We start from the raw sequence: 17,803 nt of genomic DNA, 5'->3' as shown, positions 1-17,803 counted from the left end.
GGGGCCGGTATCCAGCCGTCGGAAGTCTCGAAATCACCCGGTCAGGTGTGGTTGATCGACAGCCGCCGACGGACGGGACGACATGACTGCGGGTTCCCGCCGACCCGCGAAGACGGACACCGACTCCCCGCCACCCCACACCCGATCGGACTGCCGGCGGAACGCCGCTCGCGAGCCGGAGCACCGTGCGGCGGATTCGCGCCGGTCGTCGTCCTGCGGCACCGGTCGTATGCTCTCCCGCGTCGACGCGATGAGGAGGGGCTCCATGTCCGAATCGAGGAACCGGCATGGTCTTGGCCAGTGAGAACGCCGCCAAGCTCGCGGTGCTCATCGACGCGGACAACGCCAGGCCCACCATCGCCGAGGCGCTGCTGGCCGAGGTCGCGAAGTACGGCACGGCGCACGTCAAACGCGCCTACGGCGACTGGACCGGCACGAACCTGAAGGGCTGGAAGGACCGGCTGCTCGCCCAGTCGATCCAGCCGGTGCAGCAGTTCGCGTACGTCACCGGCAAGAACGCCACCGACGCGGCGATGGTCATCGACGCGATGGACCTGCTGTACACGGGGCGGTTCGACGGGTTCTGCATCGTTTCCAGCGACAGCGACTTCACCCGTCTTGCCTCACGCCTGCGCGAATCCGGGCTGACGGTGTACGGCTTCGGCGAACGCAAGACCCCGAAACCGTTCGTGGCGGCCTGCGACAAGTTCGTCTACATCGAGAACCTGACCCACCCGGACAGCGCCGTAGTGGCCACCGACGCGGCCCTCACCCCGCCCACCCGGACCCCCGCTGAGCAGCTCGTCGAGGACACGGCCCTGCTGAACCAACTGGGCAACGCCGTCGAGGCGGCCTCCGACGACGACGGCTGGGCCCCGCTGGCCACCGTGGGTCACATCATCACCAAGCAACACCCGGACTTCGACTCCCGGAACTACGGCTACGGGAAGCTCAGCGACCTGATGGCCGCGACCACGATGTTCGAGTCGGAACGCCGCAGTCCCGGCGACGGCAAGCCGGGCGTCGTCTACGTGCGGGACAAGCGCCCACACGACGGCAAGAAGCCCGAAGACGCCTGAACTGTCCTGTTCAAGCTCCGCACCGGTCCCGAGCCCGGTACCCATATCGGCGGGGCGCACCCGGTGCCCACGTGGAGGGCACGAAAACCAGTCTCCCGGCGTGAACTGCGGATTTCTGCGACGGTGGGTGCTGTGCGTTGCCGCCAGGGCGGCAAAGATGGTGACTGATGGTCACCGTACGATGGCTGTGTGTCAATCAAGGACGCAACCGCGCAACTTGACGCGGTGTTGGACAAGATCGACGCCGCGCGCGCGTTGTTGAACCTGGCGGCGGACTTGATCGACGAGGCAACCGCGTTCTTCGGGGCGGCTGTGGCCGGCACAGTCGCCTCCGACGCGCTACAGGCATTGGCATGGTTCGGTGAGGCACAGCAGGGCATAGGGTCCTCGTTCGCAGCCCTGACTGCCGCTGAAGACGCCATACGGGCCTATCGAACGCAGTTGGTAGGCGAACCCATTGCGACCGGTCCCATGGTGGGCGAGACGAGCCCACGGGAAAACCGGTCGCGGTCGTCTGGGGAACCGTCAACCGTCCCGATTGCGGTGACGCCGGAACGTGTCGAGGAACTACGGCGACAACTGCCGCCTCCGGTCGTATCGAGCGCCGGACAGAAAACGCACGGCCGGTGGATCGACCCAAACGGCAACGTCCATCAGGAGGTGAGCGGAAAAGACGAGAAGTCGGAGGAAGCACTGCGTTTCTTCGAGGAAGAGATGAAGTCACGTCGTATTCCTGTCACCGTCGTGGATGTGGAAATAAAGTTGGCCGTTCACATGCGACAGCAGGCCATGAAATCGGTCACTCTGGTAATAAACAACCCCCCTTGTCGTGGTCCGATGGGTTGCAGTGCGCTTATTCCTGTGGTTCTTCCGCCGGGATATACAATGACTGTGCACGGTCCCGATGGATTCCGGCAAGAGTACAAAGGAGGCGGAACGTCGAAGTGGGTTCCCTAGATGTGTATTACCTGTTCGAGCATGATGAAAATCCCATCGTGCTGACGACGGCGGAAGAGGTCGACGCGCTGATCGATCGTGTGCGCTCGGATTCGCCACCGCAAGCGCCGATACTGATGGATGTCCATCTGTCGGAAGATCCGTACGCGCAAGGGTTGGACATAGGCGTATCGGGTGGTCACGGTGTGGTCCGCTACTCCGGTCGGAATTGGCCGCGCGGTGTTGTCAGCGTGAATGACGGCGAGCCTGCCGATGGCAAAGAACGGTCGTACTTCTACATGGGACATTGGCGAGGTTTCCCAGCGAATTCGGAGATCCCGTTGGATCTGGTACGGGCGGCGGTCAAAGAATTTATGGCGACCGACGGGGCGCGTCCGGAGTGCATCTGTTGGCAGGCCACCTCCTGGCCCGCTGGCCAGTAAGAGCCGCGCTGAGTAGCAGGTCTCGCCGCTCTCTTGCGCGATGGAGGTCTTGAGGAACAGCGTCTGCCGGGCCAGGTCGAGGGAAGCGGCGCACGGTTCGCCACGTCGTGCCCGTGCCCGTGCCCGCAGGAATATGCCCCACGAGCCGCCGTGGAACGCGCCGTTGACGATCGAGAGCCGCCGCAGTGCGGCGAGCACTGCATCAGGATCGCGTCGAACGAGTCGAGCGTCCCGCCGTCGAGCTGCTTGCCGATCTGCAAGTGCCCGAGCAGCGGTCGGATGTGGAGCCGGATGTCGCGGCGGTAGCCGATGGTCGTGGTGCGCTCGACCACCCGGACGAGGGACTTGGTCCGGCCCCGATCGGCCCCACGTTCCGGGTCCGATGTCGTGCGGCATCCTCGCACCGCTGCTTGGTCTTCTTGCGAGCCTTGGCACCGCTCGCGGAGCCAGTGAGTGCCAGTCGGCTCCACGTGTGGCTCCACGCGAGCCGGCGAAGACCTACTTCAAGAATCCCCCTGACCTGTCCTTGCAGGTCAGGGGGCCGTCAAGCCAGTGCCCCCGGCAGGATTCGAACCTGCGACCTCGGGATTAGAAGTCCCTCGCTCTCTCCACTGAGCTACGGAGGCTGGAGGGGCTGTGACCACGCGCTGTAGCAGCGTAGCCGCCCCACCGGACACATCGTCCGGAAGACGTGGACCGTTTCCGTCCAGGCACCGGAAGAGTGATCAAGTAGGCCAAAAAGTGATGTGGATCACGTTAGACGAGCGGTCGAGTCGCGTTCCACGAGGGAAACCGGGAGCCTGGTCGGCTCTCCGGGTCTGCCTCCGACGAGGAGGCGAAGGGCCAGTGCGCCCGCTCTGCGGCCTTTTTCGCTCAGAGGTTGACGCACAGTAGTCAACGGCGGCTCCGCGTGCTCGGCCTCCGGCACGTCGTCGAACCCGACCACGGACACGTCCGAGGGAATTCGGAGGCCCAGGTCACGCACCGCTTGGAGCGCGCCGAACGCCAGCTCGTCCGAAGCGCACAGCAGCGCCGTGGGGCGGGGTGTCAGCGACAGCAGCTCACGTGCCCCCGAACGGCCCATCGCCCGGTTGCTCCCGGCGCACTCCCATACCGGGGCGGCACCCACCACGTCCCGGTACCCGACGAGCCGGTCGCGGATCACCCGGTACGCGCCGTCCCGCCCGCCCAGGAAGCCCGCGCGCAGCCCGAACGTCAGAATTCCGAACCGCCGGTGCCCCAGCTCCCACAGGTGCGCCGCCGCCATCCGCGCCCCGCCCACGTCGTCCACCTCGACGCGCGCGGTGTCGGGCAGGACCGGCTGGTCGATCACCACCAGCGGCAGGCCGCGAGCCCGGACGACGGTCAGCGCCGGCGCGTCGTCGGGCAGCGAGTACGCCACCACCACGTCCGCCTGCGCCCGAGCCACGGTCGAGGGGCGCGGCCCGCCGTCGACCCCTCCGGGCATCAGCACAAGGCAGTGGTCGTGGCCGTCGACGGTGGACGCGAGCCCGTCGAGCACGATCGACACCGCGGGATCGGAGAACGCCGCCGACAATGGCTGGCCGAGCATGAACCCGACCGCCGCGCTGTGCCGCGTGGCGAGGCTGCGCGCGATCGGGTCGGGGCCCGCGTACCCGATGGACGCCGCGATCTCCAAGATCCGTTCGCGCAGGGAGGCCGAGAGCTGATCGGGCCGGTTGTACGCGTTGGAGACCGTCGCGCGCGACACCCCGACCGCGCTGGCCACGGTGTCGAGGGTCGGCTTGCGGGGGCGGTCCACGTGACGAGGTTAACCAGCGAACCCGGTGGAGGTTCTGAAGCGCTTCAGTCAGACTCGGCCCATGCGCCTCGCGGTTTTCACAGTGTTCCTCTTCAACGGGGCGCTGTTCTTGTCCTGGGCTGCCCGGATGCCGACGCTGGCCGCACAGGTCGGCGCGAACGAGGCGACCCTCGGCCTGGCGCTGCTCGGCTCCAGCATCGGCCTCGCCCTCACCGCGCCCTTCGCGGCGCGGCTCTGCGCGACGGTCGGCGCGCGCCGGCTGGTCGTGATCGGCGCGATCGTCACGGTGCTGGCCGTGCCCGCCCTCTCGCTCGCCGGCTCACCGCTGCACCTCGGCCTGAACCTGTTCGTGCTGGGCGGCTGCGGCGCGGCGCTGGACGTCGGCATGAACGTCGCCGCGGTCGCCGCCTCCCGCGCGCTGGACCGCCCCCTGATGCCCCAGTTCCACGCCGGCTTCAGCGTCGGCGGCCTGGTGGGCTCCCTGGGCGCGGCGGCGGCCTCGGCGGCCGGCTGGGGCCTGCGCACGCACCTCGTGGTCGTCGCGGTGATCGGCGCGGTGGCGATGGCGTCCGTGGTCCGCTCGGTGCCCGGCGCGACCGGCGAGACGGCCGGCGGGCGCGGCGCGGACCGCTCCGTGCTGCGCCGCCCGCTGCTGTGGCTGCTCGCGGGCATCACCGTGCTCTCCGCGATCGCCGAGGGCGCGTCGGCGGACTGGTCGACGCTGTTCTTCGTCCGCGAGCGGAACCTCACCGAGGCGGTCGCCGCCGCGGCCTACGCGGGCTTCTCCATCGCGATGGTGGTCGCGCGCCTGGTCGGCGAGCCGGTCCAGCGCCGGCTGGGCCCGTACCGGCTGCTCGGCGCGGGCGCGGTGGTCGCGGCGGCCGGGATCGGGTTGACCGTGCTGGTGGAGGCACCGGCGGCGGGGTTCGCGGGCTTCGCGCTGGCCGGGCTCGGGCTGGCGTTCTGCTTCCCGGTGGTGATGGACCTGGCGGGTGACGCGGGCAAGCGCCCGGACGGCACCGGCGGCGAACGCGAGATCGGCCTGGTGACGACCGTCGCCTACACCGGCTTCCTGATCGGCCCGCCGGCCATGGGCGCGATCGCGCACGCCAGCTCGTTGACCGTCGCGCTGGGCGTCATCGCGCTGGTCATCGCCTTGATCGTGCCCACGGTGTGGCTGGCGGACAAGGCCCGCGCCCGTGAGCTCAGCCGGGAGGCAGCCGGTTCAGCGCGGCCTTGACCAGCGGTTGGAGCGTCGCGACCATCTGCTCGCCCTTGCCGCCGACCAACGTCATCGCGACCAGGATGCTGCGGTTGGGGTTCACCGCGGTCGTCGTGGTGCACACCATCGCGTTGCCGTCCTGCTCGCACGACACCCACGACGAGTGCCCCTCCACGAGGACCTCACGCCCCTTGGGCTGCCGCTGCCGCACGTGCTCGTACTTCTGGTAGAGCGCCGTGACGACGCTCGCGCCGTCGAACACGAACTGGCACGACTCCTGGATCTGGTCGTCGCGGCGCGCGGGTTCGCGGGTCAACGCGCCGACCGGCTTCAGGTCGTCGGCGCTGAGCAGCTTGCACGGGTCCACGCCCGCCACGGACCGCTGTTCGCCGATCTTCGGCACCCCATCGGACGCGGCCGATGGGGTGGTACTGGCGCTCGCGGGTGTGACGCCGGCCTCGGGCAACGGGTCGCCGTTGATCGTGTAACTGCACCCCGAGAGCACGAGGGCGGCGAGGGCCGGCACGACCCACGTGCGAGAGCTGGTCACGAAGCGCAACCGTAGTCGGTGTGATCAGGGCACGTCCGGCGGTTGGTGGTCGCGTTGCCGTGCCGCCTACGCTCGACCCCGTGCCCATCGACGCCCCTGCCCGCTCCACGCGCACTGGTCTGATCCCGTTGCTGCTCGTCGGCACGGCGATAGCCGCGCTGCTGGCCGCCGGACTGGCCGCCGTGACCGGCGGCGACACCTCAGGTCTGCTCGTGGTCCGCGTGGTCACCGAATCCGCCGCCGTCGTGACGATCGGCTCCCTGCTGCTGGCCGCCTTCCTGGTGCCGTCGCAGCGGAACGGGACGCTGGCCGCCGACGGCTACGCCGCGCTGCGCACGGCCGGCTGGGCGGCTCTGGTGTGGACGTTCGGCGCGGTCGCATCGGTCCCGTTCACCGCGGCCGACGCGCTCGGCCAGCCGGTCCGGGCGCTGCTGAAGCCGTCCGTGCTGTTCACCGTCGCGGGAATCCTGGAGCAGACCAAGGCGTGGATGGTCACGGCGGTGATCGTGGCGCTGCTGGCGCTGGGCTGTCGGCTGGCGCTGTCCTGGGGCTGGACCACGGCGCTGTTCTTCCTGTCCGTCTTCGCGCTGGTGCCGGTCGCCGTGACGGGGCACTCCTCCGGCGGCGGCTCGCACGACGTGGCCACCAACAGCCTGCTGTACCACCTGATCGCGGCGGCGCTGTGGGTCGGCGGGCTCATCGCGCTGCTCGCGCACGGCCGGCGTGGTGGGGCACACCTCGACCTGGCCACCACCAGGTTCTCCCGCCTCGCCCTGGTGTGCTGGATCGTGATGGCCCTCTCGGGCGTGCTGAACGCGTGGGTGCGGCTGCCGCTGGACCAGCTCTTCACCAGTGACTACGGGCTTCTCGTCGTGGGTAAGACGGTCGCGTTGATCGCGCTGGGCGTGTTCGGCTGGTTCCAGCGGCAGAAGAGCGTCCGGCAGGTCGTGGAGACCGGTTCGGGCCGGTCACTGCTGAGGCTCGCGGGCGTGGAAGTGCTGCTGATGTTCCTCACCATCGGCCTGGCCGCCGCGCTGAGCCGCACGCCGCCGCCGACCGAGGGGCGCGTGGTCCCCAGCACGACGGAACTGCGCATCGGCTACGACCTGTTCGGCGCGCCCACGCTGACCCGTCTGCTGTTCGACTGGCGGTTCGACCTCATCTTCGGCACCGCCGCGATCGCGTTGGCCGTCCTCTACGTGCTCGGCGTGCTGCGGTTGCGGCGCAGGGGCGACAAGTGGCCCGTGGGCCGCACGGTCGCGTGGCTCGCGGGCTGCTTCACGGTCCTGTTCGCCACCTCGTCCGGGCTCGGCCGGTACGCCCCCGCGATGTTCAGCATCCACATGGAGAGCCACATGCTGCTCTCCATGCTCGCCCCGATCCTGCTGGTGTTGGGCGGTCCGGTCACGCTGGCGCTGCGCGCGCTGCCCCCGGCGGGCAAGGACAACCCGGCCGGGCCTCGCGAGTGGATCCTCGCGTTCGTGCACTCGCCGGTGACCAAGATCCTGACGAACCCGTTCGTCGCGCTGGCGCTGTTCGTGGGGTCGTTCTACGGCCTGTACTTCTCCGGGCTGTTCGACTGGGCGTTGGACTTCCACTGGGCGCACCTGGCGATGAACGCCCACTTCATCCTGGTCGGCTACATCTTCTACTGGCCGGTGATCGGCATCGACCCCGCGCCGAACCGGCTGCCGCCGTTGGGCCGCCTGGGCCTGCTGTTCGCGTCCATCCCGTTCCACGCGTTCTTCGGCATCGTGCTGATGAGCTCGCAGACCGTGATCGGGGAGAACTTCTACCGGTCGTTGGCGCTGCCGTGGGTGACGTCGCAGTTGGAGGACCAGCGTCTGGGCGGCGGTATCGCGTGGGCGGCGGGCGAGGTGCCGTTGATCGTGGTGATGGTGGCGCTCTTGGTGCAGTGGGCCCGGTCGGACGACCGGGACGCGCGCCGGTCGGACCGCAAGGCCGATGCGGACGGCGACGCGGACCTGGCGGCCTACAACGCGATGCTGAGCAAGATGTCCAAACGGGAATGACGGCGTACTCGCCCGCTTGACGTCGTGGACGTGCGCGCCCGCGTGGAGGAGTGTCTTACAGGGGACGCCGGAACCCGCGCACCGCGAACACCCAGCCGATCGCCGCGAGCACCGCGCTGGTCCCCAACGCGGCCGGCACGCCGGTCACCGGGTGCGACAGGGCCAGCGCCCGCGCCGCGTCCACGGCGTAGGTGAGCGGGTTGACGTTCGCCACCGCCTGGAGCCAGCCGGGCAGCCCGGACACCGGCACGTACGCGCTCGAAGCGAACATCAGCGGGAACATCGCCAGGAAGCCCACGGTCTGCATCAGCTCGGCGTTGCGCAGCCAACTCGCGACGGCCAGGAAGATCCAGCCCAGGCCCCAGCCCACGGCCAGGGACAGGGCGAGCGCGCCGGCCACCCCGGCGATGCCGCCGGCCGGCGAGAAGCCGAAGATCGTCACCGCGAGCACCAGCATCAGCACCAGTTGCGCGGCCGTGCGGACCAGGTCGGACAGGCTGCGCGCGACCAGCACCGCTCCCAGTCGGATCGGCAGCGAGCGGAACCGGGCCAGCACGCCGTTCTTCATGTCGGTGACCAGCCCCACGCCCGCTTGCAGCGCGGATTGCATGGCCGTGTTGACCAGGATCGCGGGCATCAGGAAGTCGATGTAGGAGACGTCGGTGGGGAAGCCGGGCGTGTTCGTGATGCCGGCGAAGATCTGGCTGAACAGGGTGAGCATGATCAGCGGTTGCAGGACGCTGAACACGACCATCCGGGGGTCGCTGACCAGGGTGCGCAGCGAGCGCTGGGTCAGCACGAGCACCTGTGTGCCGAAATCCGTTCCGCGCCAGCGGGTGGGCGGTGCGGCGAGGGTGGCGGTCATCCGGGGTTCTCCTGTTCAGGCCGCGTGTGCTGCGAGCGTGAGGTAGACGTCGTCGAGGGTCGGTTCGCCCAGCGCCAGCTCGATGGCCTCCAGACCGACCTCGTCCAGCGCGCGGACCACGACGGCCAGTTCGCGCGACGACGTGACGGGCGCGGTGAGCGTGCTCGGCGCGGGCACGGGGTGCAGCCCGGCGCGTTCCAGGGCTTCCTGCGCCCTGGGCAGGTCGGCGGGGTCGGCCAGGGTGACCGTCACGGTCCGCTGACCCACCTGGGCCTTGAGCTCGGCGCTGGTGCCCGAGGCGACCACCCGGCCCTGGGCGAGCACCGTGATGGAGTCGGCGAGCCGGTCCGCCTCGTCCAGGTACTGGGTGGTCAGCAGGACCGTGGTGCCGTCGGTGACCAGGCGTTCCACGATCTCCCACAGGCCGAGCCGAGCGGCCGGGTCCAGGCCCGTGGTCGGCTCGTCCAGGAAGATCACCTCGGGGTGGCCGACGAGGCTCGCGGCCAGGTCCAGGCGTCGCCGCAGCCCGCCCGAGTAGGTGCGCGAGGGGCGCTTGGCGGCGTCGGTGAGGTCGAACAGCTCCAGCAGCTCGGTGCCGCGCTGCCGCGCCTCGCGCCTGCTCGCGCCGAGCAGGCGGGCGATGAGGACCAGGTTGTCCAGGCCCGACAGGCTCTCGTCCACGGCGGCGAACTGGCCGGTCAGGCCGATCCGGCTGCGCACCTGGTGGGCCTGGCGCACCACGTCGAACCCGGCGACCGAGGCGGTGCCGCGATCGGGCGGCAGCAGGGTCGTGAGCACGTTGACCAGCGTGGTCTTCCCCGCGCCGTTGTGGCCGAGCAGCCCGAGCACGGTCCCCCTGGGCACGGCGATGCTCACCCCGTCCAGGGCTTTCTGCGCGCCGAACGCCTTTTCGACGTCGGACGCTTCGATCACCAGGTCGTTCACCGTTCCTCCCTCAGTACGCCGTGCAGGTAGAGCTCCACGAGTTGGTCGGTGTCCGCGGTGGTGTCGCCGAAGCCCTCGCCGTGCATCCGGTTGGTGAACACCAGGCCCAGCAGCAGGCGCGCGGCCAGCTCCGGGGCGACGCGCAACCGGTGCGCGTCGGGCTTGAACAGGTCCGCGACGCGCTCCGAGATCAGTTGCATCTCGACGGGCGGGCCCTTGCGCTCGCCGTGCTCGTGGTCCGGGTCGTAGCCGGACTCGCGCAGGACGCCCATGAGCTTCCACATCCGGTCCAGGTAGCCGGAGACCGCGCTGATCGCCCACGACAGGCGGTCGGCGAGCTGGGCGACCTGGCGGGCTTCGGCGAGCACGGTCAGCTCGCCGTCGACCGCGAGCACCGAGCGGACGCACGTCGCGATCAGTTCCCGCTTGTCCTTGAACGCCCGGAAGACCGTGCCCTCGGCGATGCCCGCGGCCTGGGCGATCTGGCTGGTGGTGACGTTCGCGCCCTGCGTGAGCAGGAGCGGGACGGTGGCGGCGACGATGGCTTCGCGGCGGTCCTCGACGCTCATCGCCGGGGCGCGCTTGCGACGTCGGACGGAGTTCTCCGGCATGGGCCGAGCGTATGAGTGAGTCCTCACTCATGTCAAGGAGTGAGGACTCACTCAGTACTTGTCCACAGCCCTGGCATCCCTGTCCACAAATTCGAGAGCGCGCTTTCCCCGCAGCTCACAGCCCGGCAGCCTGGACACCGGAGATCAACCCCAGGAGGCGCGGAAATGGCTTACAACGACACGCGGATCACGGTGTGCGGCATCGTCGCGAGCAAGATCGCCCACTCGAAGGTCGGCACCGGCTTCAGTCGCGCCGGGTTCCGGATCCACAGCCAGGAGCAGCGCTTCGACCGGGGCAAGGAGGACTGGACAGCGGGCCCGCACATGTTCCTGATGGTCACCTGCTGGCGTGAGCTGGCGGACAACGTGCACGCGTCGCTGAACCGGGGGGACCCGGTGGTGGTGCACGGCAGGGTGCGGGTCAGGGAGTTCACCGAGAACGGGCGGACCAGCCAGGTCGTCGACATCGAGGCCAGCGCCGTCGGCCCCGACCTGGCGTCCTGCACCGCCCACCCCGTCCACGACCCCGACCCCGCCGGCGCGGTCGTCGTCGCGCCCCGGAACGAGGACGAACTCCCCCTCGCCTTCGCCGGCGTCTCCCTCAACCGCCCCGCCTCCCGCCCGCCGCCCGGAACCGGCCCGCCGGCGGAACCCCCGGCGTCACCGGAGCCGGCGCGGTCCCGAGATCCGGACCCCTCGCCGGGCTCCGGTGGTCCAGCCGGGTTGGGCCGTCCACCCACCGACCACCGGGCCCCCGCGACGCAATGTCGGGAGGTGTCGCAGACGTCCTCCTGACCGCTCGCGCGGCCTCCCCCGCTTCGCGACGGGCCGAGCGACCGGCGCACCGGGCGGTGGGGGCGACAGCCGTAGCGCCGCCGCACCGAAACCGTCGTCGCAGGTCACAGCCTTCCGTGTCGCACCGCAGTCGGCACGGGAGACAGGGCAGTCGTTCGGCCGCGCGATCCCAAGCCGCTGGAGTAGCGGAAGGGGGCCGTTCCGGTAACGCAGGGGAGTGGGTTGGGACAACCGAAGTGTGATCCTGGGCCGTTCGGGGCATGAATGGTCGAAAGCGATCGACGCGCGGAGCCGGCACGGAGAATGCGCGTCGAGTGTCGTCGTCACGAGCATCGAGGGGGGAGGTCGTGGGCAGCCGCTGAAGCGGTACCCCGTTCAGGCATGAGGGCTTGACACCGCAGGAGTTCACGTAGTCGACCGGATTCGCTGGTCACAGCGTCACGCCCGCGCGGCACCGACGCGCTGTGACAGGAGTGGGTGACCCCCGTCCGCGTTAACTCTGTGTTGTGTCGACCGTCGTTGCCGGCGTCCGAGGTACTCGCCCGATCGGCACCGCTCTACGATCGCGGGCATGGCCGAGTTCATCTACACCATGAAAAAGGTGCGCAAGGCGCACGGGGACAAGGTCATCCTCGATGACGTCACCATCATGTTCTACCCCGGCGCGAAGATCGGCGTCGTCGGTCCCAACGGAGCCGGCAAGTCGAGCGTGCTGAAGATCATGGCGGGCCTGGACACACCGGGCAACGGCGAGGCGTACCTGTCGCCTGGTGCCACAGTCGGCATCCTCCAGCAGGAGCCGCCGCTCAACGAGGACAAGACCGTCCTGGGCAACGTCCAGGAGGGGCTCGGGGAAATCAAGGTCAAGCTCGACCGCTACAACGAGGTCGCCGAGAAGCTCGCGGTCGACTACTCCGACGAGTTGATCGAGGAGATGGGGCAGCTCCAGGAAGAACTGGACCACGCGAACGCGTGGGACCTCGACTCCCAGCTCGAACAGGCGATGGACGCCCTGCGCTGCCCCGCGCCCGACGCCGACGTCAAGACCCTCTCCGGTGGCGAGCGCCGCCGGGTCGCGTTGTGCAAGCTCCTGCTCAGCAAGCCGGACCTGCTGCTGCTCGACGAACCCACCAACCACCTGGACGCGGAGAGCGTCCTGTGGCTGGAGCAGCACCTGGCCCAGTACCCCGGCGCTGTCCTGGCGGTCACCCACGACCGGTACTTCCTGGACAACCTCGCCGAGTGGATTCTGGAGCTGGACCGGGGCCGGGCGCACCCCTACGAGGGCAACTACTCCACCTACCTGGAGAAGAAGGCCGAGCGCCTCGCGGTGCAGGGCAAGAAGGACCAGCGGCTCCAGAAGCGCCTCAAGGACGAGCTGGACTGGGTCCGGTCGGGTGCCAAGGCCCGCCAGGCCAAGTCCAAGGCCCGCCTGGACCGCTACGAGGAGATGGCGACCGAGGCGGAGAAGACCCGCAAGCTCGACTTCGAGGAGATCCAGATCCCGCCGGGCCCGCGTCTGGGCAGCGTCGTGGTCGAGGTCGAGAAGCTCAAGAAGGGCTTCGGCGACCGGGTGCTGATCGACGGCCTGTCGTTCAGCCTGCCGCGCAACGGCATCGTCGGCGTGATCGGTCCGAACGGCGTCGGCAAGACGACCCTGTTCAAGACCATCGTCGGGCTGGAGGAGCCGGACGCCGGCGAGGTGAAGGTGGGCGAGACGGTCAAGCTGTCCTACGTCGACCAGAACCGCGCGGGCATCGACCCGAAGAAGAACGTGTGGGAGGTCGTCTCCGGCGGCCTGGACTACATCCACGTCGGCAACGTCGAGATGCCGTCGCGGGCCTACGTCAGCGCGTTCGGCTTCAAGGGACCGGACCAGCAGAAGCCGGCGGGCGTGCTGTCCGGCGGCGAGCGCAACCGGCTCAACCTGGCGCTCACCCTCAAGCAGGGCGGCAACCTGATCCTGCTCGACGAGCCGACGAACGACCTCGACGTCGAGACCCTCGGCTCGCTGGAGAACGCCCTGGAGCAGTTCCCCGGTTGCGCCGTGGTCATCTCGCACGACCGGTGGTTCCTCGACCGCGTCGCCACGCACATCCTGGCGTGGGAGGGCACGGCCGAGAACCCGTCGAAGTGGTACTGGTTCGAGGGCAACTTCGACGGCTACGAGAAGAACAAGGTGGAGCGTCTGGGCGCGGAGGCCGCCAGGCCGCACCGCGTCACCTACCGCAAGCTCACACGAGACTGAGCAGCGACGTCGTGGCGGCGAGGGGCGAGGCGCAGGCGGACGCCGAGGTGAGCACGCTGGTCGTGCCCGCCTGGCGGCTGCGTTGGCGGGCACCGGAGCTGGCTCTGGTGCTGGGCGAGCGCGCGGTTGCGCTCGCCTCCACCCGCCGTGACGAGGTCGACCGGTTGCGCGCGGAGTCCCTGGTGGTCTTCGCGAGCAACCGGATGGGCCGGGGCGTCAAGACCGCCGACCGGGCGCTGGACGCCCTGAAGGCGGCCGAGGCGGAAGCGGAGCACGAGACGGCGTGGCGTCTGCGGGTGGAACTGGCCGACAGCGCCAGGTCCGTGGGCGCGCCGTTGACCGGGTTCGCGGCCGTCCGCCCCGTTCTCGAAGCGCAGGACGTCCCGGACGCCCTGCGTGCCTCGGCACTCGTGCAGGCCAGCGAGTGCCTGGTCTCGGTGGGGCGCGGCAACGCGCTCACCGAGGCGTTGGCCGAGGCCGATCAGCTCTACTCGACCGACCCCGTGCTGGACCACGACACTGCCCTGTTGCTGCGCGGGCTGCTCCGCGCGGCGGCGGCGGCCCAGCACCGGCGCTGGGGTGATCCGGAAGCGGCGATCACCGCCGGCCGCGAAGGGCTCGGCCTGCTCGACCAGCTCACCGACCAGGCGTCCGACAGCGGCCAGGTGCGCGGCGGGCTGACCGTCGAACTGGTCTGCGCCCTGATGGACGCGGGCAAGCCCGCCGAGGCGTCCGAGACCGGCACCCCGTTCCTGGACCGCCCCGTGCGCGCGCCGTCGGCGTCCTCCACCGGTTGGTTGAGGTTGGCCCTGGCGACCAGGGTCCACCTGCCCGCCGGTCGCGTCGACCAGGCCCGCGACATGCTCCGCGACGCGGCCGACAACGCCGAGCGCCACCAGCTCGACACCCTGCTCGCGGAGAGCCTGCTGGCGCTCGCGCACGTGCACGAGGTGTCCGGCGACCTGACCGAGGCGCTGGCCGACCTCCGCTCCGCGCACGCCGCCGAACGCCGTCGGGCCCGCGCCGTCTACGCCGTGCGCGCCAGGCTGGCCGCCGAGTTCTCCGGCGTGCACCGCCAGCCGACCGGCCAGCACGACCAGCTCGCCGCCCTGCTGCGCCGGTCGAAGCCGAGCACCACCACCCCCGAACCCAGCCTGACCCCGGAGCTCAAGCAGCAGCTCCGCCAGTGGCGGCCGGCGCAGGTCCACCGGGCCGACGGCCTGCGCGTCAAACGCTCCCGCAGGGCGGCCGAGGACATGACGGTCGAGGGCATCTCCGCCGCCCGCGCCCACGCCGCCGACCGCTGGCGCTTGGTCCAGCCCTTCGGCGACACCACGCCACCCCCGCCACAGCCGCCCGCAGCCGCCGCAGGCAATCCCGACCACGCCCCCGACCTCCCGACCGCCCGCACCCCGGAAAGCCCGGCAGGCCGCGCCCCGATGACCCGCTCTCCGGCAACCGACCCGACAGCCGACCCGACAGGCGACCCGGCAGCGAGCCCCCCGAACCAGACGGCCAACCAGCCCGCAGAGCAAACCGCTGTGCAGCCCACTCCACCCACCCCGTCGTCGCCCATCCCGTCGTCACGGCCGGCGTTCCCGCAATCGGCCGACTTGGACGCGGCGGTGTTCGGGCGTCCGGAGCACGCGCGGAGCGGCGAGGCGCGTCCGATCCTCGGTCGGCCGCGCGAACAGACCCGCTTCGAACAGACTTACCTCGAAAGGACCTTCCCGCCGCCGCGCTCCCAGTCCGCTCCCCCCACGTTCCCGCCGCCGCACCACGTCGCGCCGGAGTCGGCGGATGTGCCCCGGCAAGCTCCGGCGGTCCCGCCGCAGTCGGCCGTCGAGCAGGGATTGCCGCCATCGCCCCAGACCGGCCCGGAGAAGAACGAGGGCGGGCTGGCCAGGGCATTCCAGCCGGTGCACCCGGATTCGCCGCGCGCCGCGCACGCCGCCTCGGCGCAGATGTCGGCGACCGATCCCGGAATCCACTCCACGGAATGCGATCCGCAACCGCCGTCGAGCATTTCCCCGCTCGACACTTCCGCGCCAGACTCTTCTGCGCCGAACTCTTCCGCGCCGGACGCTTCCACTCCGGAAGAATCCGCTCCTGACACACCCCACACCGATGACGCACCTGTGACCGCTCCGGTCGCTTCCGTGACGGGTTCGGTCGACGGGCCGGCGCACGATGATGTCGACCGGTCCGCCGGTGGCGAGCGCAGCGTGTCCGCTGCCGGGCTGATCGCGGCGGCGGGTGCGGTGCGCAGCGGACGTCGGCGGGCGGCTCGCGAAGCAGCGGGGGAGCCCCCCGAGAACACCGCCGAACCAGTCGTCGTTCCGGAGAGCTCGGACGGCGGGAGCGTCCTTGAAACGCTCAAAGCCGCCGGTCTGCTGGACTCCCAGCGCGCCGGCGGACGGCGTCGCGCGCGCGACGCCGGAGACACCGACAGCACGTTGGCCAACGACACCTTGGCCAACGACACCTTGGCCAACGACACCGAGGCAGAGGACCACTCCGAGCCGGACAGCCCCACCTCGGGTACTCCCGAACCGGACATCTCGGCACCCGGCAGCACGGTGCCCGGCACCTCGGCACCCGGCACCTCGGCACCCGGCACCTCCGCGCCTGGGACCTCCGCACCTGAGATTTCCGCGCCCGATGCGTCGGCCGATCAAAGCGGTGGTGGGCTTACTGCCGACAGCGTGGCCCAGTCGCAGGCCGACACGGTGTCGTGGCGGGTCGAAGCGCCGCCCCGGCTTCGGGACGAGCTGCCTCTCCGGACGCGCGACGAGGCGTTTTCGCGCCTTCGGGACGAGGTCCCCTTCACCTCCCAGGAGGAGGTGACGTCGATCGACATGTTCGACTCCCCGACGATGGTGCAGCCCGCGATCCGGGACGACGACGACCCGCCGATCGGCCTGGGTGCCGCGTTCGTGAAGGGCCCGGTGATCCCGACCGCGCGGGTGCCCGACCCGCCGGACTACCCGAACCTCGCCCCGCCGACGTCGCCCGGCCCCTTCCCCGACCCGGTGCCGGCCGCGCCCGAGCCCGACCAGGTGCCGCCAGTCCCGATCCCGGACCCCGTGCCGACGCCTCAACCGAAGTCCGACCCGGTGCCCACGCCGGACCCGGTGCCCACGCCCCAGCCGACACCCTTGCCGGAGCCGACGCCTCAGCCGCCGCCCCTGCCTCAGCCGACGCCCCTGCCGGGGCCGGAGCCGACGCGCCGCCCCTCGCCCCCATCGCCGCCGGACCCGAGCCCGGTGCCGCACCAACGTTTCGACCTGCCCGAACCTCCATCCGAGGCAGTGCCGGGATCTCCGCTCGAATCGGCCGGTTCGCCGGACACGCCGGGCATGCCGGTCGGGCCGGAGACGTTGAGCAGGCCGGAGACGCTGGGCCGGCCCGGGGCGCTCGGACCACCGGAACTGCTGCCGTCGCCGGGCCCGTTCGACCTGGCCGGCGGGTCGTCGTACCGGTCGCACTCGTCGCCTGGGGGGTTCGCGGTCGCGCCGCACGCTCCTGCGCCGGGTCCGAGGGCCGAGCCGACGTCCGCGCCGACGTACGCACCGACACCCGAACCGACGTCTGCACCGACGCTCGAACCGACACCGGGTTCTCTGCCCGACCAGGCCCCCGTCACCGCTCCGCTGCCCGCCCCGAGCACGCCGGCCAGCCCGAGCGCGCCGCTTATCCCGAGCGCGCTGCCCACCCCGCTGAGCCCGTCCGGTTTCCTCGGTCACGCCGACGTCGAGGACGACGACCCGGCTCCGGCCGACCCGACTCCGGTCCCGTCGTCTCCGGTCATTCCGGGGCAGTCCGCCGATGTGCTGTCCCCCGCTACTCTGAATGCCGGTATCCCGACCGCCGATGTGCCGTCCCCCGGGTCTGCCGAGGCCGGTGACCAACCGGCGGGCGAGGAGCCGTTCGTCACATCCGTCATCGTCGGCGGTCGGTCGATCGAACTGCCGCCGTTGGTCGAGCCGCCCCCGCCGAGCGAGTCGCCCAGTGCCACGCGCGCGTCCCGGCGGCCCAAGAGCGACCTGAGCCTGGCCGAACTGCTCGCCGAGGCGCTGGTGGCCTACGAGGTGGGCCGGCGCGAGGACGAGGCGACGAAAGGCGAGGCCGACGACTTCGCCGACGAGGTCGAGAGCACTGTCCCGATCGTTCCGGTGGGTCCGCCGGAAACCGACTCGGAGACCACCGCGCCCATCCGGCGGGTGACCGGCGAGGCACCTCGGTGGACGTTGCCCGAAAGCTGAGAAATGATTTGAGGTTTTACCGAGGTTT

13 protein-coding genes and 1 tRNA gene are annotated in these 17,803 nt (G+C 70.5%); 8 read left to right on the top strand and 6 right to left on the bottom strand.

The genetic code is table 11. From position 1 onward, the window contains the following. Window positions 1-287 precede the first annotated feature (287 nt). The 3 genes from AB0G01_RS10800 (at window position 288) to AB0G01_RS10790 (ending at window position 2,458) form a co-directional block, all read left to right on the top strand. Window positions 288-1,079, top strand: a complete 792-nt coding sequence (locus AB0G01_RS10800) for an NYN domain-containing protein (RefSeq protein WP_360942481.1) — start codon at window positions 288-290, stop codon at window positions 1,077-1,079. A gap of 189 nt (window positions 1,080-1,268) precedes the next feature. Beyond that, entirely contained in the window at window positions 1,269-2,036 is a 768-nt protein-coding gene (locus tag AB0G01_RS10795; protein ID WP_360942478.1) for a DddA-like double-stranded DNA deaminase toxin, read from the top strand. A gap of 2 nt (window positions 2,037-2,038) precedes the next feature. Next, window positions 2,039-2,458: an Imm1 family immunity protein gene (locus AB0G01_RS10790; protein ID WP_360942475.1), complete on the top strand. Its 420-nt coding sequence runs from the start codon at window positions 2,039-2,041 to the stop codon at window positions 2,456-2,458. Window positions 2,459-3,011: 553 nt separating this feature from the next. Here the strand turns inward: AB0G01_RS10790 and AB0G01_RS10785 are convergent. Together AB0G01_RS10785 and AB0G01_RS10780 are read right to left on the bottom strand one after the other, a co-directional pair. Then, window positions 3,012-3,084, bottom strand: a tRNA-Arg gene (locus AB0G01_RS10785). Between the two features lie 125 nt (window positions 3,085-3,209). Further along, the gene (locus tag AB0G01_RS10780) at window positions 3,210-4,241 is read right to left on the bottom strand and encodes a LacI family DNA-binding transcriptional regulator (RefSeq protein WP_360942472.1); all 1,032 of its coding nucleotides are present in this window, start codon (window positions 4,239-4,241) and stop codon (window positions 3,210-3,212) included. Between the two features lie 61 nt (window positions 4,242-4,302). Here AB0G01_RS10780 and AB0G01_RS10775 point away from each other — a divergent pair, with 61 nt between their 5' ends. Beyond that, the gene (locus tag AB0G01_RS10775) at window positions 4,303-5,481 is read left to right on the top strand and encodes an MFS transporter (RefSeq protein WP_360942469.1); all 1,179 of its coding nucleotides are present in this window, start codon (window positions 4,303-4,305) and stop codon (window positions 5,479-5,481) included. On the opposite strand, the gene AB0G01_RS10770 is transcribed toward AB0G01_RS10775, so the two are convergent. Further along, window positions 5,447-6,013, bottom strand: a complete 567-nt coding sequence (locus AB0G01_RS10770; protein ID WP_360942466.1) for a DUF3558 family protein — start codon at window positions 6,011-6,013, stop codon at window positions 5,447-5,449. The genes AB0G01_RS10775 and AB0G01_RS10770 overlap by 35 nt on opposite strands. Before the next feature lie 80 nt (window positions 6,014-6,093). On the opposite strand from AB0G01_RS10770, the gene AB0G01_RS10765 reads away from it, so the two are divergent. Then, window positions 6,094-8,046, top strand: a complete 1,953-nt coding sequence (locus AB0G01_RS10765) for a cytochrome c oxidase assembly protein (RefSeq protein ID WP_360942463.1) — start codon at window positions 6,094-6,096, stop codon at window positions 8,044-8,046. A gap of 55 nt (window positions 8,047-8,101) precedes the next feature. On the opposite strand, the gene AB0G01_RS10760 is transcribed toward AB0G01_RS10765, so the two are convergent. The 3 genes from AB0G01_RS10760 to AB0G01_RS10750 are packed head-to-tail and all read right to left on the bottom strand — an operon-like array spanning window position 8,102 to window position 10,467. Beyond that, entirely contained in the window at window positions 8,102-8,911 is an 810-nt protein-coding gene (locus AB0G01_RS10760) for an ABC transporter permease (RefSeq protein WP_360942460.1), read from the bottom strand. 15 nt (window positions 8,912-8,926) lie between these two features. After that, window positions 8,927-9,856, bottom strand: coding sequence for an ATP-binding cassette domain-containing protein (locus AB0G01_RS10755; RefSeq protein WP_360942457.1), 930 nt, complete (start codon window positions 9,854-9,856; stop codon window positions 8,927-8,929). Then, entirely contained in the window at window positions 9,853-10,467 is a 615-nt protein-coding gene (locus AB0G01_RS10750; RefSeq protein ID WP_360942454.1) for a TetR/AcrR family transcriptional regulator, read from the bottom strand. The genes AB0G01_RS10755 and AB0G01_RS10750 overlap by 4 nt, the downstream gene beginning before the upstream one ends. Before the next feature lie 165 nt (window positions 10,468-10,632). On the opposite strand from AB0G01_RS10750, the gene AB0G01_RS10745 reads away from it, so the two are divergent. The 3 genes from AB0G01_RS10745 to AB0G01_RS10735 all read left to right on the top strand — a co-directional run bounded on the left by AB0G01_RS10745 (window position 10,633) and on the right by AB0G01_RS10735 (window position 17,775). Further along, window positions 10,633-11,262, top strand: a complete 630-nt coding sequence (locus AB0G01_RS10745) for a single-stranded DNA-binding protein (RefSeq protein WP_360942451.1) — start codon at window positions 10,633-10,635, stop codon at window positions 11,260-11,262. Window positions 11,263-11,833: 571 nt separating this feature from the next. After that, window positions 11,834-13,510 carry an energy-dependent translational throttle protein EttA gene (gene ettA / locus AB0G01_RS10740; protein WP_360942448.1) on the top strand — a complete coding sequence of 559 codons (1,677 nt, stop codon included), beginning with the start codon at window positions 11,834-11,836 and terminating at the stop codon, window positions 13,508-13,510. 11 nt (window positions 13,511-13,521) lie between these two features. Continuing rightward, a complete protein-coding gene (locus AB0G01_RS10735; RefSeq protein WP_360942445.1) occupies window positions 13,522-17,775 on the top strand; it encodes a hypothetical protein in 4,254 nt (1,417 codons plus the stop codon). The last annotated feature ends 28 nt before the right edge of the window (window positions 17,776-17,803 follow it).

Source organism: Actinosynnema sp. NPDC023587, assembly GCF_040640215.1.
GTDB lineage: Bacteria > Actinomycetota > Actinomycetes > Mycobacteriales > Pseudonocardiaceae > Actinosynnema.
Note: the sequence above shows the minus strand (reverse complement) of the source record. Positions and strands in the feature narration are given on the sequence as shown.

Bases quoted from the DNA above. Each gene is read 5' to 3' on its own strand.
- AB0G01_RS10800 (WP_360942481.1), top strand. From the start codon at position 288: ATGGTCTTGGCCAGTGAGAACGCCGCCAAGCTCGCGGTGCTCATCGAC.
- AB0G01_RS10775 (WP_360942469.1), top strand. From the start codon at position 4,303: ATGCGCCTCGCGGTTTTCACAGTGTTCCTCTTCAACGGGGCGCTGTTC.
- AB0G01_RS10760 (WP_360942460.1), bottom strand. From the start codon at position 8,911: ATGACCGCCACCCTCGCCGCACCGCCCACCCGCTGGCGCGGAACGGAT.
- AB0G01_RS10750 (WP_360942454.1), bottom strand. From the start codon at position 10,467: ATGCCGGAGAACTCCGTCCGACGTCGCAAGCGCGCCCCGGCGATGAGC.
- AB0G01_RS10745 (WP_360942451.1), top strand. From the start codon at position 10,633: ATGGCTTACAACGACACGCGGATCACGGTGTGCGGCATCGTCGCGAGC.
- ettA (WP_360942448.1), top strand. From the start codon at position 11,834: ATGGCCGAGTTCATCTACACCATGAAAAAGGTGCGCAAGGCGCACGGG.